The 22,340-nt window shown below is 71.3% G+C and carries 23 protein-coding genes; 7 read left to right on the top strand and 16 right to left on the bottom strand.

The annotated features are described in order from the left end of the window. Positions 1-8: 8 nt before the first annotated feature. From OHB44_RS08535 to OHB44_RS08520, 4 genes are all read left to right on the top strand, one after another. On the top strand, positions 9-764 hold the full coding sequence (locus OHB44_RS08535; protein WP_238687102.1) for an amino acid ABC transporter ATP-binding protein: 756 nt from the start codon (positions 9-11) through the stop codon (positions 762-764). A gap of 56 nt (positions 765-820) precedes the next feature. Next, the gene (locus OHB44_RS08530; RefSeq protein WP_238687103.1) at positions 821-1,687 is read left to right on the top strand and encodes a glutamate ABC transporter substrate-binding protein; all 867 of its coding nucleotides are present in this window, start codon (positions 821-823) and stop codon (positions 1,685-1,687) included. An 84-nt stretch (positions 1,688-1,771) separates the two neighbouring features. Further along, positions 1,772-2,446 carry an amino acid ABC transporter permease gene (locus OHB44_RS08525; RefSeq protein ID WP_238687104.1) on the top strand — a complete coding sequence of 225 codons (675 nt, stop codon included), beginning with the start codon at positions 1,772-1,774 and terminating at the stop codon, positions 2,444-2,446. Further along, positions 2,446-3,330 (top strand): amino acid ABC transporter permease, encoded by an 885-nt coding sequence (locus OHB44_RS08520; RefSeq protein ID WP_330440237.1) that lies wholly within the window; start codon positions 2,446-2,448, stop codon positions 3,328-3,330. The genes OHB44_RS08525 and OHB44_RS08520 overlap by 1 nt, the downstream gene beginning before the upstream one ends. A 140-nt stretch (positions 3,331-3,470) precedes the next feature. On the opposite strand, the gene rny is transcribed toward OHB44_RS08520, so the two are convergent. The 5 genes from rny to OHB44_RS08495 form a co-directional block, all read right to left on the bottom strand. Continuing rightward, positions 3,471-5,237 (bottom strand): ribonuclease Y, encoded by a 1,767-nt coding sequence (gene rny / locus OHB44_RS08515; RefSeq protein ID WP_266303357.1) that lies wholly within the window; start codon positions 5,235-5,237, stop codon positions 3,471-3,473. 782 nt (positions 5,238-6,019) lie between these two features. Beyond that, complete coding sequence (locus OHB44_RS08510; RefSeq protein WP_266303358.1) at positions 6,020-6,718, bottom strand: regulatory protein RecX; 699 nt, start codon at positions 6,716-6,718, stop codon at positions 6,020-6,022. A 14-nt stretch (positions 6,719-6,732) separates the two neighbouring features. Further along, positions 6,733-7,779 (bottom strand): recombinase RecA, encoded by a 1,047-nt coding sequence (gene recA, locus OHB44_RS08505; protein WP_007456801.1) that lies wholly within the window; start codon positions 7,777-7,779, stop codon positions 6,733-6,735. 184 nt (positions 7,780-7,963) lie between these two features. Beyond that, complete coding sequence (locus OHB44_RS08500) at positions 7,964-8,164, bottom strand: DUF3046 domain-containing protein (protein WP_030489422.1); 201 nt, start codon at positions 8,162-8,164, stop codon at positions 7,964-7,966. 5 nt (positions 8,165-8,169) lie between these two features. Next, positions 8,170-9,561, bottom strand: a complete 1,392-nt coding sequence (locus OHB44_RS08495) for an MFS transporter (protein ID WP_330440232.1) — start codon at positions 9,559-9,561, stop codon at positions 8,170-8,172. Positions 9,562-9,721: 160 nt separating this feature from the next. Between OHB44_RS08495 and OHB44_RS08490 the strand changes: the two genes are divergently transcribed. Then, positions 9,722-10,075, top strand: a complete 354-nt coding sequence (locus OHB44_RS08490) for a nuclear transport factor 2 family protein (RefSeq protein ID WP_330440231.1) — start codon at positions 9,722-9,724, stop codon at positions 10,073-10,075. Between the two features lie 6 nt (positions 10,076-10,081). Here the strand turns inward: OHB44_RS08490 and OHB44_RS08485 are convergent, their stop codons facing one another. From OHB44_RS08485 to OHB44_RS08475, 3 genes are all read right to left on the bottom strand, one after another. Next, the gene (locus tag OHB44_RS08485; protein WP_330440230.1) at positions 10,082-10,681 is read right to left on the bottom strand and encodes a hypothetical protein; all 600 of its coding nucleotides are present in this window, start codon (positions 10,679-10,681) and stop codon (positions 10,082-10,084) included. A 79-nt stretch (positions 10,682-10,760) separates the two neighbouring features. After that, positions 10,761-11,456 (bottom strand): UdgX family uracil-DNA binding protein, encoded by a 696-nt coding sequence (locus tag OHB44_RS08480; protein ID WP_238686787.1) that lies wholly within the window; start codon positions 11,454-11,456, stop codon positions 10,761-10,763. A 343-nt stretch (positions 11,457-11,799) separates the two neighbouring features. Further along, the gene (locus OHB44_RS08475; protein ID WP_330440229.1) at positions 11,800-13,140 is read right to left on the bottom strand and encodes an aminotransferase class I/II-fold pyridoxal phosphate-dependent enzyme; all 1,341 of its coding nucleotides are present in this window, start codon (positions 13,138-13,140) and stop codon (positions 11,800-11,802) included. Between the two features lie 36 nt (positions 13,141-13,176). Here OHB44_RS08475 and OHB44_RS08470 point away from each other — a divergent pair, with 36 nt between their 5' ends. Both OHB44_RS08470 and leuE read left to right on the top strand, forming a co-directional pair. Next, positions 13,177-14,421: a bifunctional pyridoxamine 5'-phosphate oxidase family protein/GNAT family N-acetyltransferase gene (locus OHB44_RS08470; RefSeq protein ID WP_330440226.1), complete on the top strand. Its 1,245-nt coding sequence runs from the start codon at positions 13,177-13,179 to the stop codon at positions 14,419-14,421. Further along, positions 14,421-15,092: a leucine efflux protein LeuE gene (gene leuE / locus OHB44_RS08465; RefSeq protein WP_238659665.1), complete on the top strand. Its 672-nt coding sequence runs from the start codon at positions 14,421-14,423 to the stop codon at positions 15,090-15,092. The genes OHB44_RS08470 and leuE overlap by 1 nt, the downstream gene beginning before the upstream one ends. Before the next feature lie 251 nt (positions 15,093-15,343). On the opposite strand, the gene OHB44_RS08460 is transcribed toward leuE, so the two are convergent. From OHB44_RS08460 to OHB44_RS08425, 8 genes are all read right to left on the bottom strand, one after another. Further along, positions 15,344-16,273: a sporulation protein gene (locus OHB44_RS08460; RefSeq protein WP_330440225.1), complete on the bottom strand. Its 930-nt coding sequence runs from the start codon at positions 16,271-16,273 to the stop codon at positions 15,344-15,346. Between the two features lie 140 nt (positions 16,274-16,413). Further along, on the bottom strand, positions 16,414-17,478 hold the full coding sequence (locus tag OHB44_RS08455; RefSeq protein WP_210787401.1) for a hemolysin family protein: 1,065 nt from the start codon (positions 17,476-17,478) through the stop codon (positions 16,414-16,416). Beyond that, on the bottom strand, positions 17,475-18,830 hold the full coding sequence (locus tag OHB44_RS08450) for a hemolysin family protein (protein WP_238686791.1): 1,356 nt from the start codon (positions 18,828-18,830) through the stop codon (positions 17,475-17,477). Before OHB44_RS08450 ends, OHB44_RS08455 begins: the two co-directional genes overlap by 4 nt. Positions 18,831-19,094: 264 nt before the next feature. Further along, the gene (gene mnhG, locus OHB44_RS08445; RefSeq protein ID WP_442932657.1) at positions 19,095-19,466 is read right to left on the bottom strand and encodes a monovalent cation/H(+) antiporter subunit G; all 372 of its coding nucleotides are present in this window, start codon (positions 19,464-19,466) and stop codon (positions 19,095-19,097) included. Beyond that, positions 19,463-19,726: a monovalent cation/H+ antiporter complex subunit F gene (locus OHB44_RS08440; protein WP_030489433.1), complete on the bottom strand. Its 264-nt coding sequence runs from the start codon at positions 19,724-19,726 to the stop codon at positions 19,463-19,465. Before OHB44_RS08440 ends, mnhG begins: the two co-directional genes overlap by 4 nt. Continuing rightward, positions 19,723-20,334, bottom strand: a complete 612-nt coding sequence (locus OHB44_RS08435) for a Na+/H+ antiporter subunit E (protein WP_330440222.1) — start codon at positions 20,332-20,334, stop codon at positions 19,723-19,725. Before OHB44_RS08435 ends, OHB44_RS08440 begins: the two co-directional genes overlap by 4 nt. Continuing rightward, positions 20,331-21,836, bottom strand: coding sequence for a Na+/H+ antiporter subunit D (locus OHB44_RS08430; protein ID WP_266303365.1), 1,506 nt, complete (start codon positions 21,834-21,836; stop codon positions 20,331-20,333). Before OHB44_RS08430 ends, OHB44_RS08435 begins: the two co-directional genes overlap by 4 nt. Further along, positions 21,836-22,315, bottom strand: a complete 480-nt coding sequence (locus OHB44_RS08425; RefSeq protein WP_238686794.1) for a Na(+)/H(+) antiporter subunit C — start codon at positions 22,313-22,315, stop codon at positions 21,836-21,838. The genes OHB44_RS08430 and OHB44_RS08425 overlap by 1 nt, the downstream gene beginning before the upstream one ends. Positions 22,316-22,340: the final 25 nt, after the last annotated feature.

Raw genomic sequence — 22,340 nt, 5'->3', positions numbered from 1 at the left:
AGGGGACGGTGGACGACGTGACGACGGGCGAACCGCTCATCGTGCTGGACGCGGTCAACAAGTGGTTCGGGCCGCTGCACGTGCTGGACGACGTCTCACTGTCGGTGGGTCGGGGCGAGGTGGTCGTGGTGATCGGCCCGTCCGGCTCCGGCAAGTCGACGCTGTGCCGCGCGATCAACCGACTGGAACCGATCAACTCGGGCACCATCACCTTCGACGGCCAGCCACTGCCGGCCGAGGGCAAGCCCCTCGCGAAGCTACGCAGCGAGGTGGGCATGGTCTTCCAGTCCTTCAACCTCTTCGCGCACAAGACCATCCTGGAGAACGTCACCCTCGGCCCGATCAAGGTCCGCAAGGAGAAGCCGACCGCCGCTCGCGAGCGCGGCCTGGCCCTGCTGGACCGGGTCGGCATCGCCAACCAGGCGGACAAGTTCCCGGCCCAACTCTCCGGCGGTCAGCAGCAGCGGGTGGCCATCGCCCGGGCGCTGGCCATGCAGCCCAAGGCGATGCTCTTCGACGAGCCCACCAGCGCCCTGGACCCGGAGATGGTCGGCGAGGTGCTCGACGTGATGACCTCGCTGGCCAGCGACGGCATGACGATGGTCGTGGTCACCCACGAGATGGGCTTCGCCCGGCACGCGGCGAACCGGGTCATCTTCATGGCCGACGGCAAGCTCGTCGAGGACGCCTCGCCGGCGGAGTTCTTCGACAACCCGCGCAGCGACCGGGCCAAGGACTTCCTCTCCAAGATCCTCACGCACTAGGCGTCCGTAGTGGAGCGCGCCGTACTCGGTGGGCTCCGTTGAAGAAGGAGAAGAGTATGCGTTTGAAGCGCATTGCGGCAGTCGCCGCGGTCGCGGCTCTGGCCGTCACCATGACCGCCTGTGGCGGGGACGAAGGCGGCAGCACCGGCAGCTCGGGCGCCAAGGGCATCGTCGGCAAGGCAGAGAGCCAGAAGAAGCTCGTGATCGGCGTCAAGGCCGACCAGCCTGGCCTTGGTCTGCAGACCGGAAGCCAGTACGAGGGCTTCGACATCGAGATTGGCAAGATCATCGCCAAGGGTCTCGGCGTCGACGCGAACAACATCGAGTGGAAGACGACGGTCTCCAACAACCGGGAGCCCTTCATCCAGCAGGGCACCGTCGACCTGGTGGTGGCGACGTACACCATCAACGACGAGCGCAAGCAGAAGGTCAACTTCGCCGGACCGTACTTCATCGCCGGCCAGGACCTGCTCGTCAAGGCCGACTCGACGATCACCGGCCCCGAGGGCCTGGAGGGCAAGAAGGTCTGCTCGGCCTCGGGATCCACGCCCGCCAAGCGGATCCAGTCGGACTACCCGAAGGCCAAGCTGCAGCAGTTCGACGCGTACTCGAAGTGCCTGCCGCTGCTGGAGAACGGCCAGGTCGACGCCGTCACCACGGATGACATCATCCTCGCCGGCTACGCCGCCCAGTCCCAGTTCGCCGGCAAGTTCAAGGTCGTCGGCAAGACCTTCTCCACCGAGCCCTACGGCATCGGCCTGAAGAAGGATGACAAGGACGGCTGCGAGAAGGTCAACGAGATCCTCAAGGCCGCCGCCGCCGACGGCACCTACAAGGCCGCGTGGGACACCAGTCTTGGCAAGAGCGGCAAGGCCGCGCCCGAGCTGGACACCACCAAGCTGACCAACTGCAGCAGCGTCTGACCGGTCCCGGGGGCCGACATCCGGACACGGGTGTCGGCCCCCGGCCCGTGACGACGCCGACGCCCTGCCCCCGGGAGCGGACGCATGCACGTATTCGCCGATCCGACTAACTTCGACGCCTACCTGTCGGGCTTTATCTGGATCCTCAAGCTGACCGGCGCGTCGGCGGTGTTCGCGCTGACACTCGGCGTGCTGCTCGCCGCCATGCGGGTCTCGCCGGTTCCCGTGCTGCGCGGTTTCGGAACAGTCTGGGTCAACATCTTCCGTAACACGCCGCTCACCCTGGTCGTCTTCTTCTGCTTCTTCGGGCTGTACTCCACGCTCGGCCTGACCCTCTCCGACGACCTGGACCTGAACAACTTCTGGCTCGGGGTGGTCGGCCTGTCGGTGTACACGGCTTCCTTCGTCTGCGAGGCGCTGCGGTCCGGGGTCAACACCGTGCCCGCCGGGCAGGCCGAGGCGGCCCGGGCGATCGGCCTCTCCTTCGCCCAGACCCTACGGATCGTGGTGCTGCCCCAGGCCACGCGCTCCGTCATCGCGCCGCTGGGCAGCATCCTGATCGCGCTCTGCAAGAACGCCACGATCGTCGGCACGATCGGTTTGATGGAGTCCTCGAACGTGATGAAGCAGCTGATCAATGACAACGGCGACGCGGTCATCATGATCTTCCTGGTCTTCGCCGGCACGTTCGCCGCGTTCCTGATCCCCACCGGCTACGCCTTCGGCTGGCTGGCCAACCGACTGGCGGTGAAGCGCTGATGAGCACCGACTCCGTCCTTTACGACCACCCGGGGCCTCGGGCACGGATCCGTAACGCGGTACTGAGCGTCGTCTTCGGTGTCGCCCTGGCCGGGCTGCTCTGGTGGATCTACTCGAAGTTCGACGAGGCGGGCCAGTGGGAGGGGCAGCTCTGGAAGCCCTTCACCGAGGCCACCACCTGGACTCAGTTCATCGGGCCCGGTCTGCTCGCCACACTCTGGGCGGCTGCGGTCGGCATGGTGCTCTCGTTGGCGTTCGGCATCACCTTCGCGGTCGGCCGGCTCTCCGAGCGTCGCTGGATCAGCATCCCGTCCGGCGCCGTGGTCGAGTTCTTCCGTGCCGTTCCGCTGCTCCTCATGATCTTCTTCATCTTCTACGGCGTGCCGTTCGTGATCAAGGGGCCGGTGACCGCCTTCTGGGCCGTCGTGATCGGGCTGACCCTCTACAACGGCTCGGTCCTCGCGGAGGCGTTCCGGGCGGGAATCCGCTCACTGCCCGGCGGTCAGTCCGAGGCCGCGTACGCCATCGGCATGCGCAAGAGCCAGGTCATGCAGCTGATCCTCGTCCCGCAGGCCGCCCGGGCCATGCTGCCGGTCATCGTCAGCCAGTTGGTGGTGCTGCTCAAGGACACCGCGCTCGGCTACATCGTCGCCTTCCCGGAACTGCTCCAGCGCGGGGTCAACGACCTCGCCGCGAACAAGGGCAACATCGTCGCCGCGGCGATCGTGGTGGCCGCGATCTACATCGTGATCAACTCACTGCTCACCGCGCTGGCCAACTGGCTGGACCGGCGCAGCCGTCAGCGTGGCTTCCGCGCGCAGCGGCGGATCGCCACCGGTGCGACTCCGGTCGGCGGCAACACCATCAGTGAACCGCAGGGCTGACCTGCGACGTGGGCAGCCAGGCGTCCCGCCGGGCCGCGCCGCCGAGCAGCACGCGCATGATTGACTCGATTTTTCAGACATCGGGGTGTCCCCAAGAAGGGGACACCCCGATATTGCTGAGCTCCTGGTGATCGGGCTGTTCAGCGGGCGATCTCGGTGACCCGGGACTCGCGGACCACTGTGACCCGGATCTGCCCCGGGTAGGTCAGCTCCTCCTCGATCTGCTTGGCCACATCCCGGGCCAGCACTGCCGCCCCGATGTCGTCGACGTCGTCCGGCTTGACCATGACCCGGATCTCCCGGCCGGCCTGCATGGCGAAGACCTTGTCCACACCGAGCTTGCCGGCCGCGATCTCCTCGATCCGCTCCAGCCGCTTGACGTACGCCTCCAGGCTCTCCCGGCGCGCGCCCGGCCGACCACCCGAGCAGGCGTCGGAAGCCTGCGTGAGCACGGCCTCGATGGTCTGCGGGGGTACCTCGTTGTGGTGCGCCTCGATGGCGTGCACCACGTCCTCGTGCTCGCCGTACTTGCGGGCCAGGTCCGCGCCGATGATGGCGTGGCTGCCCTCCACCTCGTGGGTGAGCGCCTTGCCGATGTCGTGCAGGAACGCCGACCGCTTGATGATCGGCACGTCCAACCGCAGTTCGGCGGCCATGATGCCGGCGATGTGGGCGGTCTCGACCAGGTGCTTGAGCACGTTCTGCCCGTACGAGGTGCGGTAGCGCAGCCGGCCGAGCAGGGTCACCAGTTCCGGGTGGATCTCGGTGATGCCGACCTCGACCAGGGCGTCCTCGGCGGCGCGGAGGCAGAGCTGCTCCACCTCCTGCCGGGCCAGGTCGTAGACCTCCTCGATCCGGTGCGGGTGGATGCGCCCGTCCAGGACCAGCTTCTCCAGGGTCACCCGGCCCACCTCGCGACGGACCGGGTCGAAGCAGGAGAGCAGTACGGCCTCGGGGGTGTCGTCGATGATCAGGTTGACGCCGGTCACCGACTCGAAGGCGCGGATGTTGCGCCCCTCCCGGCCGATGATCCGCCCCTTCATCTCGTCGCCGGGGAGGTGCAGGACGCTGACCACGCTCTCCGCGGTCTGCTCGCTGGCGACCCGCTGGATCGCGTCCACCACTATGTGTCGGGCGCGCTGCTCGGCGGTGTTGCGCGCGTCGGACTCGATGTCCCGTACGAGCAGCGCCGCTTCCCGCTTGGCAGACGTCTCGATGGCGTCGACCAGCTCCAGTCGCGCGGAGTCGGCGGTGAGCCCGGCGATTCGCTCCAGCTCCCGGCGGCGCAGCTCCTCCGACTCGGTCAGCTCGGCTTCGCGCTGGGCGAGCGCGGCCTCCCGGGCGGCGAGGGCGGCCTTCGCGGCGGTGAGCTGCCGCTCCCGCTCGGCGAACCGCTCCACCTCCTCGGTGTGCATCCGCTCCCGCTCGTCCATCCGAGCTGCCCGACGTTCCACCTCGGCGGCCTGCTCCCGGGTGGTGGCGGCGAGCACCGCGACCTCCCGCTCGCCGCTGCGCCGGGCTGCCGTGCGCAACTGCTCGGCGTCCGCCTCGGCCTGCTTGTGGGCGCGCTCCAGGACGGTGTCCGCCTCGGCCCGGGCGTCGTCGAGGACCCGCCGCGCCTCGGCGCGGGCCGCCTTCGCCTCGGCTTTCGCCGCCGCCGCCTCGGTACGGGCCGCGGCGGCCGCTGACTTCGCCACGTCGATCGTGCTGTTCGCCTCGTCGGCCGCGGTCCGCAGGGCAGCCAGGGACTGCTCCTGGCGGTCCTTCTCGGCGATGAAGGCGGGATCCTCCGGAGCCGGCGCGGCGCCCATCCGGCGCATGGTCCGGATGCCGACCAGCACGGCCCCGATCACCACCACCGCGAGGACGAGGACGGCCGCGAGGAGCACGACGTCGAACGCGTTCATGCCGGGACCCCGTCGGGTCTACCGATGAACCTGTGCCGCCGCCCCGCCATGGCCGCCTCCCCTAACGTCGAGACCGCAGCGACCGTGCCGGGGGCACACTCCTGCGGCTGTGGACGCCCGACCGGAGCGGCTGGCCGTGGGTAGCTTTCTCCGCCGGCGGTGCCCATGGGGCAGCGTCGGCGACCGGGTGCAGTTGTCGCAGCGTTCCGGACCGGCCTGTCCGGAACTGCCGCCAAAGGCCGCGGAGTCGGCCAAAGTGATGCTGTTCTGTTACGCGATCTATGTTGTGCGCTTAGCCTGCGCTGGTCGGGCAATGTGAGCCTGTATGGCGAGGCTAGGTCGCCGGGGGTGCTCTGGTCAAGGACTCATGATCAAACCCCCCGAACGGAGAGAAGTTGAACCGTCACCACGCGCTCATGTCGCGCCGGACAGGAGCGGACAAACTCCGCGAGCCGACGGCCTCGATACGGATGTCGTGCCTGTTCAGCGGCGGCGGCACCCCGCGTAAGACCCGACTTTGTGACACCAGCGACCCCCCGCTCGCGCCCAGCCCTCGTCGGGCTCGTCACTTCAAGATCGCTCCAACTTGAAGGTCGACACTGGCGCGTGAGAGCTGCGGCCGGGCGAGAAAGTCCCGACGATCTTGCAGTTTCGGTTGTCAGTATGGGCGGAATGCCCCTGACGTCGGGACAGAAAGTGCAAGATCGCGGTCGCTCGGCGGGCGCCGGTGCTCATCCCGACGGGCGGTCCTCAGCATGAGGCGACACACCCATCGCGTGCGCTCAGTCGACCAGACGGTTGTCGCGTTCCAACTCGCCCTCGGCGTCGGCGAGCGCGTCGGCGTCGATCTGCTCGGCGAACTCGGCCGCCTCGGCGCTCTGCGCGGCGAGCGCGTCCTTCACCGCTCGGATGGCCACACCAGGCGGGTAGCCCTTGCGGGCCAACATGCCCACCAGCCGGCGGAAGACCGCGTCCGGCTCGCCTCGGGCGGTACGCAGCTTGCGCTCTACCAGGCCACGGGCGGTGTCCGCCTCGGTCTCCTCGTCCAGCTCACCCAGCGCCTCGGTGGCCACCTCGCCGTCCACGCCCTTGCGGCGCAGCTCGTTGGCGAGCGCCCGACGCGCGAGGCCGCGCCCGGCGTGCCGGCTGGACACCCAGGCCCGCGCGAACGCGGCGTCGTCGATGATGCCGACCTCGTCGTACCGGTCGAGCACCTCGGCCGAGACGTCCTCGGAGATGCCCCGCTTGGCCAACGCCCCGGCCAGCTCGGCCCGGGTGCGGGGCCGGACGGCAAGCTGGCGCAGACAGATCTCGCGGGCCACCTCGGACTCGTCGCGCGGAGGCGCCGGAGACTCGACGGCGTCGGCCTCCTCGGACCGACCCCGGCGGCCTCGCCGAGGGCGGGGCGCATCGGTGGCGTCGCCCGTACGAGGCGGACTGGCATCCCAGCCCCGCCCCGTACGAGCGCGTCGTCCTGCCATGGGTCAGCGACCGGTCAGAAGTCGACCGGCGGCAGCTCCGGGCCACCGGCGGCGTCACCCGCGCCGACTCCGACGCCGAGCTTCTCCAGGATCTTCTTCTCGATCTCGGCGGCCACGTCCGGGTTTTCCTTCAGGAACTCCCGGGCCTTCTCCTTGCCCTGGCCGAGCTGGTCGCCGTCGTACGTGTACCACGCTCCGGACTTGCGGATGATCGCCTGCTCCACGCCGACGTCGATCAGCGAGCCCTCACGCGAGATGCCCTTGCCGTACATGATGTCGAACTCGGCCTGCTTGAACGGCGCGGCGACCTTGTTCTTCACGACCTTGACCCGGGTGCGGTTACCGACCACGTCGGTGCCGTCCTTGAGGCTCTCGATGCGTCGCACGTCGAGCCGGACCGAGGCGTAGAACTTCAGCGCCCGACCACCGGTGGTGGTCTCCGGGCTGCCGAACATGACGCCGATCTTTTCCCGCAGCTGGTTGATGAAGATCGCCGTGGTGCCGGTGTTGCTGAGCACACCGGTGATCTTCCGGAGCGCCTGGCTCATCAGCCGGGCCTGAAGGCCCACGTGGCTGTCGCCCATCTCGCCCTCGATCTCGGCGCGCGGCACCAGGGCCGCCACCGAGTCGATCACGATGATGTCGAGAGCGCCGGAGCGGATCAGCATGTCCGCGATCTCCAGCGCCTGCTCACCGGTGTCCGGCTGGGAGACCAGCATCGCGTCGGTGTCGACGCCGAGGGCCTTCGCGTACTCCGGGTCGAGCGCGTGCTCGGCGTCGATGAAGGCGGCGATGCCGCCGTTGCGCTGGGCGTTGGCCACCGCGTGCAGTGCGACAGTGGTCTTACCGCTGGACTCGGGGCCGTAGATCTCGACCACCCGGCCCCGGGGCAGGCCGCCAATGCCGAGGGCAACGTCGAGCGCGATGGAACCGGTCGGAATGATTGCGGTCTGGACGACCGGCCGGTCACCCAGCCGCATCACCGAGCCCTTGCCGAATTGCTTGTCAATCTGAGCGAGAGCAAGGTCGAGTGCCTTCTCCCGGTCAGGCCCTGCTGCCATGGTTGCCACCCCTGCCTTCGCCGGCGTCTTTGCTGAGCTTCGCGTCACGCGGACACGCTAGGCGCTAGGTCCGACAGAAAACCAGCCGACGGGCCGCGAGCTGTGGACGAGCACCCCGCTGTGGACAATAGCCGAACAGGTGTACGACTCGACAAGTGACACGCGGAACGGGCGAAAAGGCTGCTCAGCGTAGTCGAGCGGGCACCCGGTCGGGGTACGCGGCACAAACCGCCCGCCACACCACGTGCGTCTGCTCCCCCGATGCCAGGGCCTGCTCGATGGTCCGCCCGCCGAGCTGGGACAGCACCTGATCGCGGGCGATGCTGGCCGCGTAGCCGGGCCCGAACGCCTCGTCCAGCCGCGTCCAGAAGTCGGTCAGCCGCACAGTGATCAGCCCTCCTCGTCCGGTGCCCCGGTCGGCACCGGCCGCAACGCTAGCGCCACGAGGGGCGCCGCCGCGACCGCCGCGAGCAGGGTGAGGACCGGATATCCGGCGAACTGCATGACAAACCCGCTGACCACTGCGGCGCCAGCCCCGGCCAGCCCCATGATCAGGTCGCACAGCCCCTGGACGCTCGGCCGCACCTCGGCCGCCACCGATTCGGACAGCAGGGTCGAGCCGGCCACCATCGTCCCCGACCAGCCCAACCCGAGCAGGACCAGACCGACCGAGAGCCGGGGCGTGTGGTGCCCGGCGGTGCCGGCGACCGCGCAGGCGGCCAGCAGCAGCCCGACCCCGCCGAGGATCACCGCCCGTCGACCGAGCCGGTCGGTGAGCCAACCGACCACCGGGGAGAACGCGTACATGCCGGCGATGTGCAGGCTCAGCACGATGCCGACCAGCCGCAACACGTCGGCGTCGGCGTGCGACTCACCGAGCCGCACCGGAGTCATCGCCATCACCGCCACCATCACCAGGTGACCCACCGCCACGGCGGCGATGCCGAGTCGGGCGGCGGGCTGTCCGCGTACCACCGACCAGGCCACACGCATCCCGGCGCCGCGCGGCGCGCGCACCGTTACCGGCGCGGCGGCCGGCGTCGCGCCACCACCTGCCGCCGGCGCCTCGGCCGCCACCGCGGTCGCCGTCGCGTCGGTGGCCGGCGGCAGATCGGTGGCCGGCGCGTCGGCCGCCGCGAGCCGCCGCGCGGTGAGCAGCGGGTCGGGCCGGAGCAACCCGAGGAGTACGACGGCAGCCAGCACGAACGCGGCCGCGCTGAACGCGAACGGGCCGGCCAGCGGGGGCAACCCCCAGCCGGTGGTGACGCGGTCGGCCAGCGCGGCGAAGTTCGGCGCGGCCACCGCACCGATGGTGGTGGCCCAGACGATCAGGGAGAGCTGCCGCCCGCGACGGGCCGGCTCGGCGAGGTCCACCGCCGTGTAGCGGGCCTGGAGGTTCGCGGCGGTGCCCCCGCCGAAGAGCAGCATGCCGAGGAAGAGCAACGGCACCCAGCGGGTGGCCGCGGCCAGCACCACCAGCAGGCCACCGACGGCGCCGACCGCGTACGCCAGCACCAGGCCGGGCCGGCGGCCGTGCCGCGCCATGATCCGGGTGACCGGGACGGCGAGCAGCGCGGCACCGACCACCCCGGCGCTCTGCGCGACACCGGCCACCGCCGTCCCGGCGATCCGGGCCGCGAGCAGCGCGCCCACGGCGATGCCGATGGTCACGCCGATCCCGCCGATGATCTGGGTGGTGAAGAGCAGCCGCAGGGTACGCCGCTGGATCGACGCGACGTCGGGTCGGGCGGCGGTACGCGGCGCGGTCAGGTCGGTCGCCATCGGCGCTCCTGTCGGAAGGGGTGACTCATCCTCGCGCACCCGCACCGACCAGCGGCAGTGGGTTTTGCCGACAGCCGAACGCCCTACCCACGCGGCCCGCGACGCACCGTCGTGCCGGTACGGGGTCGCTCCCGGCGCGGCCCACGCCTATGGTGCCCGGGTGAGCGATGCCGTGGTGTTGGTGGTCGAGCGGTTCAACGCGGCGTGGCACCGCGGCGACCTGGCCGCGGTGTCGGCCTGCCTCGCCGAGGACGTGACCTACAGCCCGAGCGCCTGGGACGGTGCGGCGGTGACCCTGCGGGGTCGGGACGCGGTGTGCCGTGCCTTCGCCGACCAGTTCGGCCCTGGGCCGACCCTCGGAGCGGTCCGATCGGCCGGCGACCGGGTCCTGTGCGAGTGGGGCTGGCCGCCGGCGGAGGACGGGACGGTGCTGCGCGGAGTGGATCTCTATCTGGTCGAGGGTGGTCTGATCGCCGCCAAGGACGTGTTCAGCAAGATCACGGCAGGCGACTGAGCCGCCCTACCCACGCGATCCCGGCGCTTCCGGTGGGTTGGACGCGGCCAGCAGGGACGCCAGCCGACGGATCCGGGTCAGGGTGCGTGCGGCGATGGCCACACTGACGGCGGCGACCACGCCGAAGATCACCGGGAAGCCCTCGTTGTCGGCGGCGAGCAGAGCGAGCAGGACCAGCCCGAGGCAGATGCCCAGAATGGCCAGCAGCGCCGCCCAGGTGGCCCGCCGCTGTTCGGCGAGGTAGCCGGGCAGCTCGGCCCGCGCCACGGCGTCCTCGGGCACGGTGGCGGTACGCACCGCCTCGCGCAGCGCGTACCCCTCGGGATCGCGCCGGGCGGCCTGCTCGCCCGCCATCCGCTGGCTCAGATAGAGCGCCGGGCCGATCGAGACGGCGTTCAGCGCGGCACCCAGCAGGGCCTCGTCAAGTGATTCCTGGCGGTCGAAGAGCCAGCGCACCGGCAGCCCGATGAGCACTGTCATCGGCACCCAGTAGACGGCCATGAGCTGCAAGCCGGGCGCCCGCTCGAAGAACCGCTTCCATCTCCCGCGACGCCCGCCGGCCGCAGTGGGCGCACCCGCCCGACGCTCCACGTTGTCGACATCCATCGACCCCCGTTACCCACCCACGCGGTCCGCGACGCACCGTCAATCGTGGACAGTTTCCGTCAGGGCGCGGGGTGGCCGGTCAGCCGGGCAGGGCGCGGGTGACGACGGTGAGGTCGGCGACCAGCCCCTCGTACGCCTTGTCCTGATCGTCGGCCCGCAAGACGGCGGACGGGTGGATGGTGGCCAGCACCCGAGCCTCCGGCGCGTCGGCCCGCTTTCCGGCGTTGTCCACCGGCACCTGCTCGAAGTCGGCGGGGTGTTGGGCCGACTCCGGCCAGGGCAGCAGCTCGCCCCGCTGTCGGGTGACCCGGAAGGACGGGCCGAGCAGGGCCTTGGCTGCGGTCGCGCCGAGCACCACCACGATCTCCGGACGCAGCCGGGCGAACTCGGCGACCAACCAGGGGCGGCAGGCGGTGATGTGCGCCTGGTCCGGGGTCTGGTGGATCCGCCGCTTGCCGCGCAACTCGAAACGGAAGTGCTTTACGGCATTTGTCAGATAGAGGTGACGCGGGTCCAACCCGGCGTCGTCGACGGCGCGGCGCAGCAGGCGTCCGGCCGGGCCGACGAAGGGCAGCCCCTTCTGGTCCTCCATGTCGCCGGGCTGCTCGCCGACGAGCACCACGCGGGCGCTCTCGTCGCCTCGGCCGAAGACCGTCTGCGAGGCGTCCCGGTACAGCTCGCAGCCCCGGCAGCCGCCGGCGGCGTTGCGCAGGTCGTCGATGGTGTCGGCGTCGGGCGGGATGAACCGCTGGGCGCCGGGAGCACTCTCGGCCATGTCGACTGTTATATACCCGTTCGATGCTCGCCGCCGGATACGCCCCGGCGCCCCGGCCGCAGCGCGTCAGTACCCGTTGCCGCCCCCATCGCCGCCGGACGCGATCGCGATCAGCACGATGACGATGATGATGATCGCCACCGCCACCGCGATCCAGATCCCCTTACGAGCCCCACCAGAAGCCATGTCCCCCACCTCCGGGCGCCCGCATACCCGTCCCCGCCGTCCCGAATCCCCGCGATCTTGCACTTTCTGCCCCGACCAACGTGCACAGGTCTGACATTTCGTCAACACAAACCGCAAGATCGCGCGGGCGGGGGCGTGGAGGGCCCCCGGGGTGGAGTCAGGTGGGGAAACCCTGGGAGGGGGGTGGGTTTTCGGCCCGGGCCAGGGCTGCCGCCAGCGGGGCCAGGTCGGCGGGGTCCAGGGAACTGACGGTGATGCGCAGGGCCGGCGGGGCGGCGATCCGGTAGAGCGCGCCGGGGGCCACCGCCCAGCCGGCGTCGCGAAGCGCTGTCACAGTGCTGGTCTCGTCCGCGACCGGCAGCCAGACGTTGATGCCGCTGCGACCGTGTGCGGTCAGGCCGTGCTCGGCCAGCGCGGCGAGCAGCCCATCGCGGCGCTGCTCGTAGCTCTGCGCCGCCCGCCGCACCAACTCGGTGACCGCCGGGTCCCGCCACAGGGAGAGCACCAGGCGTTGCAGCACTGTGGAGACCCAGCCGGCGCCGACCCGGGTACGGCCGCTCACCCGGGCCACAGTCGTCTCGTCGCCGACCAGGACCGCCATCCGCAGGTCCGGGCCGAAGGGCTTGCTCACCGAACGGAGGAAGGCCCAACTCGCTGTCGCACCGGCGAGCGGGTGCAGGGGTACGCGGGCCAGTTCGGCCGCGTGGTCGTCCTCGATCAGCAGCAGGTCGCGGCGGCCGGCGAGCAGTGTCCGCAGCGCCTCGGCGCGGGCCGCGGAGACGGCGGCGCCGGTCGGATTCTGCGCCCGGCTGGTGACGATCAGCGCCCGCGCTCCGGCGGCGAGCGCCGCGGCAACCCCGACGACCAGCGGTCCATCGTCGTCCACCGGTACGCCGATCGGGCGCAGGCCCAACGCGGCGACCAGGTCGAGCAGGTTGGCCCAGCCCGGGTCCTCGACCGCCACCGCGTCGCCGGGGCGCAGGTGGGCGCCGAGCAACCGCTCGATGCCGTCCAGCGCACCCCCGGTGAGCGTCAACTCCCCGGCCGGTACGCCGTCGGCGCGCAGCCGGGCGCGGGCCGCCTCGGCCAGTTCGGGCAGAACTCCGGCATCGGAGTAGCCGACCGGCGGGCCGTTCTCGATGGCGAGCGCCGCCAGGTGCGGGCCCAGCGGAGGCAGCAGACGGGGGTCGGGTTCACCCCGGGTCAGGTCTCGGGTGCCGGGCAACGGTGGGGGGCGCAGCGCGGAGCGGCGGGCGGCCACTGGCGGGCGGGGGCGCACCCGGGTGCCGTGCCGGCCGGCGGTGGCGAGCAGGCCACGCTGGCGTAGCTCCTGGTAGGCGCGGGCGACGGTGGCGGGGCTGACCCCCAACTCGGCGGCAAGTGCCCGCACGGGTGGCAGGGCGGCCCCCGCTGACAGGGTGCCCGTACGGATGCCCGACTCGATGCTGGCCGAAATCTCGACGGCTGTCGTACCGGTGAGCTGATAGTGTGCTGACACAAATAAGAGATTGTACTAGAACAAAGGGGCGCGCGCATGTATCCACCCACCGCCCGGACCACACCCCACCGCTCCCGCGACAAGATGAGCTACGACCAGGCCGCCGCCCACGCCGTGCTCGACGAGGCGTACGACTGCGCGCTCAGCTTCGTCGTCGACGGCCAGCCACGGGCGCTGCCCACCCTGCACGTCCGCATCGGCGACACGCTCTACCTGCACGGCTCCACCGGCAGTCGGCCGCTGCTCGCCGCCCGGGGCGACGACGGGTTACCGGTCTGCGTCGTGGTGACAGTGCTCGACGGGCTGGTCTACGCCCGTTCCCAGTTCCACCACAGCGCCAACTACCGCTCGGTCGTCGCGCACGGCACCGCCCGACTGGTCAGCGACGAGCGGGAGAAGCTCGCCATGCTCACCGCGCTGGTCGAGAAGGTCGGCGCGGGACGCAGCACCGCCACCCGTCCGCCCAGCCGTCGAGAGCTGGCCGAGACCGCCGTACTGGCGCTGCCACTGCGCGAGGTGTCCGTCCGGGCCCGCGCCGGCGGGGTCCGCGAGGACGAGGCCGACCTGGACCTCCCGCACTGGGCCGGCGTGCTGCCACTGCGACTCACCGCCGGGGCACCCGAGCCGGACTCCGGGGTCACCGCGCCGCTGCCGGCGTACCTGCGGACGCCCCGCACGCCCTGGCACGAGCCGGTGCCGCTGCACGGTGAACACGTTCGGCTGGAGCCGCTGGAGTTGGCGCACACCGACGAGTTGCACGCCGCCACCGCGGACCCCGTGGTGTGGCGGCACCTCAGCGTCGCGCCGCCCACCGCCCCCGCCGACACCGCCGAGGTGATCCGCACCGCCCTGGCCGCCCAGCACCGGGGCGAGCGGGTGGCCTGGGTGCAGCGATGCGCGGCGACCGGGGTGGTGGTGGGCAGCACCTCCTACTACGACATCGATCCGGAACGGCGTGCGGTGGCCATCGGGCACACCTTCCTCGGCCGGTCCTGGTGGCGTACCGGGATCAACACCGAGGCGAAGCTTCTGCTGCTCGGCCGGGCCTTCGACGACCTGGGCGCGGTACGGGTCGCCTGGCACACCGACATCCGCAACGTTCGCTCCCAGGCGGCCATCGAACGCCTCGGCGCGACCCGGGAGGGGGTGCTGCGGATGCACCGGCAACGCCCGGACGGCTCCTGGCGGGACACCGTGCAGTACGCGATGACCGTCGACGAGTGGCCGAACGCACAGGCCAGGCTGCGAGAAAGACTTCTGCGGACGGCACCGGTGGCGTGATGATGGCGGGCGTGCTGGGGATCACCGACATCTGGACGTACGTGCTGGGCACCGTGGCCATCATCCTGCTGCCCGGGCCGAACTCACTCTTCGTGCTCTCGACCGCGGCCAAGCGGGGCGTCGCGGTCGGCTACCGGGCCGCCGGTGGCGTGTTCGTCGGCGACGGGGTGCTGATGTTCCTCTCCGCCGCCGGTGTGGCGTCGCTACTCAAGGCGTACCCGCCGCTGTTCATGGTGATCAAGTACGCCGGTGCCGCGTACCTCGGTTATGTCGGGGTGACCATGCTGCTCGGCGCCGCGCGCCGCTGGCGCGACCGCAACGACCCGAGCACGCCGCGGCTCATCGACGCCGCGGAGCCGGCGGCGATGCGCAGCCCGTTCCGCAAGGCGCTGGTGATCAGCCTGCTGAACCCGAAGGCGATCCTGTTCTTCATCTCGTTCTTCATCCAGTTCGTCGACCCCGGCTATGCCTGGCCGGCGCTGTCGTTCCTGCTGCTCGGGCTGATCGCGCAGGTGACCAGCGCGCTCTACCTGACCGCGTTGATCTTCGCGGGCACGTTCCTGGCCGCCCAGTTCCGCCAGCGCCGCCGCCTGGCGGCCGGTGGCACCACCGCCGTGGCCGCCCTGTTCCTGGCCTTCAGCCTCAAGCTGGCCACCGCCAGCGCGGGTTAATCCAACCCCAACCCCCACCCCCACCCTCGCTGCCCGCCCGCCTGCCCGACCGCCCGCCCGCCCGCCTGCCCGCCCGCCTGCCCGCCGCGATCTTGCACTTTCGGTCGTCGAAACGCGCATTCTGAGCCGTTTTGTCGCCGCAGAAACTGCAAGATCGCGGGGTGGGAGGGCGGGGCCCCGGGGGCGCGGGCCCCGGGGGCGCGGGCCCGGGGGAGAGAGGGCGGGGCCGGGGGCGCGGGCCGGGGGGACGGTCAGGTGCCGTCGCCGCCGGAGCCGCCGCCTCCCACGCCGGCGCCTCCGGCAGTGCCGCCCAGGCCGTAGCCGGATCGGATCGGCTCGTCGGGATGGCGACTGACGTGGGCCGACCCGGCGATCTGCGCGGACCAGTCGGCGTGTGCGGCCGCGGCGGCGTGCCGGTTGATCGCCTGGCGGATCCAGCCGTCCACTGTGGCGACCCAGTCCCGCCGGTCGGCGTCCTCGTGCCAGATCCGGAACCTGCTGATGCTCTGGTGGGTGATTCCGGCCAGCGCCAGCCGGCGATCCATCCAGAGGATCGCTTCCAGGCCCGCCGAGTTGGTCACGAAGATCACCTCCAGCTCGGTGATCGGGCCGGCGTAGAGCGGTCCCACCCAGTAGCCCCAGCGCTGGTGCAACGGCAGTGTGTGCTCCACCCCCGGCAACCCGCCCTCCAGCAACCCGGACTGGCGGATCATGAAGCCGAGCGTGTCCAGCGCCGCCAGCACGTGCTGCTGGGTGGGGATCGGATGCACGAAGACCGGCATCATGGCCCCCTGGTCGAGGTCGGGGTCGAGCGACACCTCGGTCCGCAGGCCCATCCGCAGGCTCAGCAGCGGCACCCCACCGAAGGTGGTCACCGGGGTCTCCCACGGCAGCGGGAACGCGAAGTCGACCGCCCGCCGCCGACCGGCCGGCACGACGAACCGGCCGGCGATCGGCAGATGGTGGAACTGCACGAGACGTCGGGCCGCGGCCGGATCGTCCGGTTCGACAGTGGTGACGAGGCCGAGTCGGATGTGCCGCACCAGCACGTCCTCCGGCCCGGCCGCGACTGTCACCCGGCCGGGCAGGCGCAGGCCCGGACGGGTACTCGGGTTGGGCAGCGTGGTCTGCACGGAGAGTCCGGTGCCGCCGGACTCCGCGGACACTCCCGTCAGCCGCACCGCGCGCCCCCTCCCGGAACGGGGACAGAACGCCCCGCACCAGCCACGCCTACCCCGTCGAGGTGATCTCAAGCCCGCCGACGTCGAACAGCACCGACGTCGACCCGGCCGCACGTCGTCAGTGCGGCCGGGTCGGCACGTCAGCGCAAACGACGCCCGCGCGGGACCGTGTCGGTCTCGTCGTCGAACTCCCCGATGACCTCCTCCAGGAGGTCCTCCAGGGCCACGAAGCCGATCGGCCGGGCCGGGCCACCGCCGTTGCGGACCAGCGCGAGCTGTGACTGCCGGGCCCGCATTGCCGCCACCGCCTCGGTGACCGAGGACGTCGCGGGCAGTGTGAACGCGGGGGTCATCAGCTCGCCGGCGGTGGCGACCCGGCCGGTGGTGACCACGCGTACCGCCTCCCGGACGTGCACGAGCCCGCACACGTCGCCCGCCTCGTCGAGCACCGCGAGCCGGGATCGGCCGCTGTCCCGGCTGACCTCCTCGATCCGCTCGGCCGGGTCGTCCCGGCGGACGGTGACCATGGTGGCGAACGGCTCCATCACCTGCGCCACCGACGTGCCCTGCAACTCCAGCATGCTGGTCAGCAGTTGGTGCTGCTCGGCACCGAGCAGCCCGTGCTCACGGGACTGCTCCAGCAGGATCCGCAGCTCGTCCGGGCCGTGCACCTGGGCGAGCTGGTCCTGCTGGTTGACGCCGAACAGTCGCAGGATCGCGTTGGCCAGGGCGTTCAGCGCGGAGAGCACCGGCCGAGAAACCCGGGCGAAGGCGCGGAACGGCAACGCGAGCAGTGTCGCCGAACGCTCCGCGTCGGTGATCGCCCACGACTTCGGTGCCATCTCCCCCACCACCAGGTGCAGGAAGGTCACCACCCCGAGGGCGAAGACCAGGGCGATCAGGTGACTGGCCGCGTCCGGTAGGCCCACCGCGTGCAGCAGGGGGCTGAGCAGGTGCTCGATCGCCGGCTCGGCCAGCGCGCCGAGACCCAGGGTGCACAGCGTGATGCCGAGCTGCGCGCCGGCCAGCATCAGCGACAGTTCGCGGACGCCATCCAGCGCGGCCCGTGCCGCTCGACCGCCGTTCGCCGCCGCCTGCTCCAGGCGGTAGCGCTTGCTGGCCACCAGAGCGAACTCGGCGGCCACGAAGAATCCGTTCAGCGCCAGCAGGATCACCGAACTGAACAGCGCGATCCCGGGGCTCACGCGGTCACCTCGGGTGTGGTCAACTGCAGCCGCACCGAGTCGGCCACGTGCCGGTCCACGGCCAGCACCTCGACCAGAGCCCGGGGCTCCGTCTCGTTGTCCTCACCGTCCGCCCCCTCGGGTTGCAGGCTGATCTCCAGCCGGTCACCGACCTCGGGCACCCGGCCCAGCTCCCGCATCACAAGCCCGGACAGGGTGTCGTATTCGGGGGCCTCGGGCAGGGCGATGCCGGTGCTGTCGGCGACCTCGTCGATCCGCCAGCGGGCCGGCACCACCCAGGACCCGTCGTCCTGCCGGGCCGGCGCCCGCTCTGGTGGGTCGTCCTCGTCGCGGATCGGGCCGACCAGCTCCTCGGCGATGTCCTCCAGCGTGATGACGCCGGCGAAGCCGCCGTACTCGTCGACTACGCACGCCATCTGCCGGTGCCCGGACCGTAGACGGTCGAGCACCGTGGGTAGGGGCAACGTCTCCGGTACGAGCAGCGGCGGCCCGGCCACAGCGCTCACCGGGGTGGTGGCCCGCTCCCCCGGGGGTACGCCGAGCACGTCGGCGATGCCGACGATGCCGAGCAGGTCGTCGACGCCCTCCGCACCGCGTACCGGGAAGCGGGAGTGGCCGGTGTCCAGCAGCTCCACCACCCGGCTCACCGGTTCGTGCGCCCGGACGGTGTGCACGTCGACGCGCGGCACCATGGCCTCGCCGGCGGTCAGCTCGCGGAAGTCCAGACCTCGGTCGAGCAGCGTGGACATCTCGGCGTCGAGGCTGCCCTCCTCGCGGGACTCGGCGATGATCTGTTCCAGGTCCGCCGGGGTGGCGCCGCTGGGCAGCTCCTCGATCGGCTCGATGCCGATGCGGCGCAGCAGCCGGACCGAGGCCCGGTCGAAGAGCCGGATCAGCGGCCCGGCGACGGCGAGGTAGATCAGGGTGGAGCGGCTCAGCGCCCGGGCCAGTTGCTCGGCCCGGGCGATGGCCAGGTTCTTCGGGGCCAGCTCACCGAGGACCATCTGCACGATGGTGGCGATGACCAGGGCCAACGCCACCGACAGCGGCAGGCTGACGGCCTCGCTGACGCCGGCCACGCCGAGCAGGTCGGCGAGACCACCGCCCAGGTACGGCTCGGCGACGTAGCCGACCAGCAGCGCGGTGACGGTGATGCCGAGTTGGGCACCGGAGAGCACGAAGGAGAGCCGGCTGGTGACGGTCAGGGCCCGGGCGGCGGCCTGATCGCCGTCATCGGCAAGCTGGCGCAGCTTGCCCCGGTCCACGGCGACGTAGCCGAACTCCTGCGCCACGAAGTAACCGGTGGCGGCAGTGAGAAGAATGATCAGAAGGAGACCAACGACGATCAACACGGGTCGCTCAGGGCTCCCGGGGTCGTCGGTACGGGGATATGCCGGGCACGACCCGGCTGGCTACTGCTGCCCTCCTGGGCAGAAGAGTCGATCATGCTGTCATTTTATCTGCGCTGGCTGGGACTCCGCTGGGGGTGGGCCGAAGGAGCGGAACGTCCGGTTCAGCGGGCCCCGCCGGTCGTCACGCCGGCCCTGCCGGCCCGCCGCCTCGGCGGTCGTCACGCCGGGCCCGCCGGGCCCGCCGGGCCGCCGCCTCGGCGGTCGTCACGCCGGGCCCGCCGGCCCCGCCGGCCCGCCGCCTGGTCCGCGGTCGGCCAGCTCATCGGCGTCGAGCAGACCCCGGTCGAGCCGCCCCGACCGGTACGCGGCCCGCCCGATCATCTGCGCCGCCACCGGCGCGGTCGCCAACTGGAAGACCGCCACCAGCAGGATCATGCCCAGGTCGGCCGGGGACCGCAGCCGCAACGCGATGCCCAGCAGCAACAGGAGCACCCCGAGCACCTGCGGCTTGGTGGCCGCGTGCATCCGGGACAGCGCGTCCGGAAAACGCAGCACGCCGATCCCGGCGGCCAGGGCGAGCAGCGCGCCGGCCACCAGACAACCGGCGCCGAGCCAGTCAGCGATCGTCGCGATCACTGCTGCTCCCGGACGGCGAAGCGGACCAGCGACACCGAGCCCACGAAGCCGAGCAGGGAGAGCACCACCAGCACGGGCAGCGTGGTGGCGTGCCGGTTGACCGCCGCCTCGGCGCCCACCGCGCCGACCATCGTGGCGAGCAGCATGTCCGCGGCGATCACCCGATCCACCAGCGACGGGCCACGATAGAGGCGGGCCAGCGCGAGAAGCGCGGTGACCGACAGCAGTGCGGTGAGGACGACGGCCAGGAAGGTGGTCACGGGAGGGTTCCCTTCTCGGGTGAGGTGACGTCGAGTCGGCGCAGTTCGCTGGTGGAGCCGACCGCGCGGACGATTCGCCGCTCGATGGCGAGCGTGCGGGCCCGGGCCACGTCCAGGTCCCCCGGGCCGTGGGTGTCCAGGACGTGCAGGTAAAGCGTTCCGGAGTCCCGGTCCACCTCGAGGATCAAGGTGCCCGGCACCAACGAGACCGCCTCGGCGGTGAGCGCCAGGTTCAGGTCGGTGGACACCCGCAACCGGACCGAGATGACCGCCCCGCGCGGCCGGTAGCCGGGCTGCACGGCGATCCGGGCGACGTGCAGGCTCGCGCTGACCAGCTCGACGGCGAACCGGCCCGCGAACACCAGCAGCGCCAACGGTCGCAACCGGCCACCGAAGCTGACCTCCGGAAGCGGGAAGAACACCAGCACTGCGGCACCCACCAGCAGGCCACCGACCAGGTTGGCCCAGTTGATGTCGCCCCACAGCAGGTTCCAGACCAGCACCAGCCACCCGAGCGCCACCGCCTGGTCCCGCCAGCGCCCGAGCCGGCCCCGCCCCACGACGGCGGGGCCGGGGGCGTCGGGAGTTGGCTCCGGGGAGCCGGTCACGGCACACCGCCCGGCAGCACGGCACGGACGTACGGGGTACGCAGCCGCAGGTCCTCAGCCGCGTCGGCGGTAACGTCGAAGAGCGGACCGGCCAGCACCGTCAACGCCAGCCCGATGGCGACCAGGGCCACCGTGGCGCCCACCATCAGCCTCGGCAACTGGACGACAGGCTCGCTGGTGGCAAGCCGGGGCGCACGCCAGAAGGCGATGTTCCACACCCGGGACGCCACGTACAGGGTGAGCAGGCTGGTCAGTGTGCCGGCCGCGACCAGCACCCCGGGCAGTGGCCCGCCGGCGGCCACCCCGGCCTGGAGCAGGCCGAGTTTGCCGAGGAAGCCGGAGAACGGTGGCACTCCGGCGAGATTCATGGCCGGGATGAAGAAGAGCACACCCAGCAGCGGCGCCACCCGGGCCAGCCCGCCGATACGACGCAGGTCGGTGCTGCCGGCGCGCTCCTCGACCAGCCCGGCGACGAGGAACAGCGTGGTCTGGATGGTGATGTGGTGCACCACGTAGAAGATCGCGCCGGAGAGGCCGGCGACGGTGCTCAACGCCACCCCGAAGATCATGTAGCCGATGTGACTGACCAGTGTGAACGAGAAGAGTCGCTTCAGGTCGGACTGGGCCACCGCACCGAGGATGCCGATCACCATGGTCAACCCGGCGACGACCATGAGCAGGATGTGGGCACGCCCACCGGGAAACAGCAACGTCTCGGTGCGGATGATCGCGTAGACGCCCACCTTGGTGAGCAGACCCGCGAACACGGCAGTGACAGGGGCCGGCGCGGTGGGGTAGCTGTCCGGCAGCCAGGCCGACAGGGGGAAGACCGCCGCCTTGATCGCGAAGGCCAGCAGCAACATCAGCTCCAGGGCCAGTCGGACACCGTCGGGCAGGTCGTCGAGGCGCTGGGCGAGCTGGGCGAGATTGAGCGTGCCGGTGGCCGCGTACACCAGACCCACCGAGGTCAGGAAGATCATCGAGGAGAGGATGCTGACCACCACGTACGTCGACCCGGTCCGGATCCGGGTCTCGGTGCCCCCCAGGGTGATCAGCACGAAGCTGGCGGCCAGCAGGATCTCGAACCCGACGAAGAGGTTGAACAGGTCACCCGCCAGGAACGCGTTGGTGACGCCGGCGGTGAGCACCAGGTACGTCGGGTGGAAGATCGACACCGGCGAGCTCTCGCTCGTCTCACTGCGACCCTGGCCGATCGAGTAGAGCAGCACGCAGAGGGTCACCGCCGAGGAGACCACCAGCATCAGCGCGGCCAGTTGATCGGCCACCAGGACGATGCCGACCGGCGCCGGCCACCCCCCGACCGCCACCACCACCGGCCCGTGCCGGTACGCCTGCACCAACAGCAGCACCGCCACAGTGAGCGTGCCTCCCAGACACAGCACGCTGATCGCGCGCTGGACTCGGGGCTTCCCGGCCAACAGAAGGGTCAGCGCCGCACCGAGCAGCGGCACCACCACCGGCAGCGGCACCAGGGCGCGCATCACGACTCGTCCCCGCGTCGTAACCGGCGACGGGCCGGCTCGGGATCGACCTGTTCCGGGTCACCGTTCGGGCCCTCCCCACCGCGATCGGCCGCACCCACCTCGTTGCGCCCGGCCCGGCGGATGATCTGCCGGTCCTCCAGGTCGTCGGGCACCTCGTCGTCGCCGGAGAGATACCAGCTGCGGTACGCCACAGCGAGCAGGAACGCGGTGAACCCGAAGGTGATCACGATGGAGGTCAACACCATCGCCTGTGGCAGCGGGTCACTCATCTGCTCCACCGGGCCCGTGCCGACGATCGGCGCCCCGCCGGACCGCCCGCCCAACAGGATCAACAGGTTCACCCCGTTGCCGAGCATGACCACCCCGAGCAGGATCCGGGTCAGGCTGCGCTCCAACAGCAGGATGACCCCGCAGCCGACCAGCACCGCGACGGCCAGCACCAGCACCAACGTCGGCCCCGCACCGCTCCGCGTCACGGTTCCACCCCTATTCGCGACTGCG

The sequence above is a fragment of the Micromonospora sp. NBC_00821 genome (assembly GCF_036347035.1).
Classification (GTDB): domain Bacteria; phylum Actinomycetota; class Actinomycetes; order Mycobacteriales; family Micromonosporaceae; genus Micromonospora; species Micromonospora hortensis.
This window is presented reverse-complemented; position numbering and strand designations above follow the sequence as displayed.

Coding starts and splice junctions, on each gene's coding strand:
- OHB44_RS08480 (WP_238686787.1), bottom strand. CDS start 11,456: ATGGCCGAGAGTGCTCCCGGCGCCCAGCGGTTCATCCCGCCCGACGCC.
- OHB44_RS08470 (WP_330440226.1), top strand. CDS start 13,177: ATGTATCCACCCACCGCCCGGACCACACCCCACCGCTCCCGCGACAAG.
- leuE (WP_238659665.1), top strand. CDS start 14,421: ATGATGGCGGGCGTGCTGGGGATCACCGACATCTGGACGTACGTGCTG.
- OHB44_RS08485 (WP_330440230.1), bottom strand. CDS start 10,681: ATGGATGTCGACAACGTGGAGCGTCGGGCGGGTGCGCCCACTGCGGCC.
- OHB44_RS08520 (WP_330440237.1), top strand. CDS start 2,446: ATGAGCACCGACTCCGTCCTTTACGACCACCCGGGGCCTCGGGCACGG.
- rny (WP_266303357.1), bottom strand. CDS start 5,237: ATGAACGCGTTCGACGTCGTGCTCCTCGCGGCCGTCCTCGTCCTCGCG.
- recA (WP_007456801.1), bottom strand. CDS start 7,779: ATGGCAGCAGGGCCTGACCGGGAGAAGGCACTCGACCTTGCTCTCGCT.
- OHB44_RS08525 (WP_238687104.1), top strand. CDS start 1,772: ATGCACGTATTCGCCGATCCGACTAACTTCGACGCCTACCTGTCGGGC.
- OHB44_RS08495 (WP_330440232.1), bottom strand. CDS start 9,561: ATGGCGACCGACCTGACCGCGCCGCGTACCGCCGCCCGACCCGACGTC.
- OHB44_RS08510 (WP_266303358.1), bottom strand. CDS start 6,718: ATGGCAGGACGACGCGCTCGTACGGGGCGGGGCTGGGATGCCAGTCCG.
- OHB44_RS08530 (WP_238687103.1), top strand. CDS start 821: ATGCGTTTGAAGCGCATTGCGGCAGTCGCCGCGGTCGCGGCTCTGGCC.
- OHB44_RS08430 (WP_266303365.1), bottom strand. CDS start 21,836: ATGCGCGCCCTGGTGCCGCTGCCGGTGGTGGTGCCGCTGCTCGGTGCG.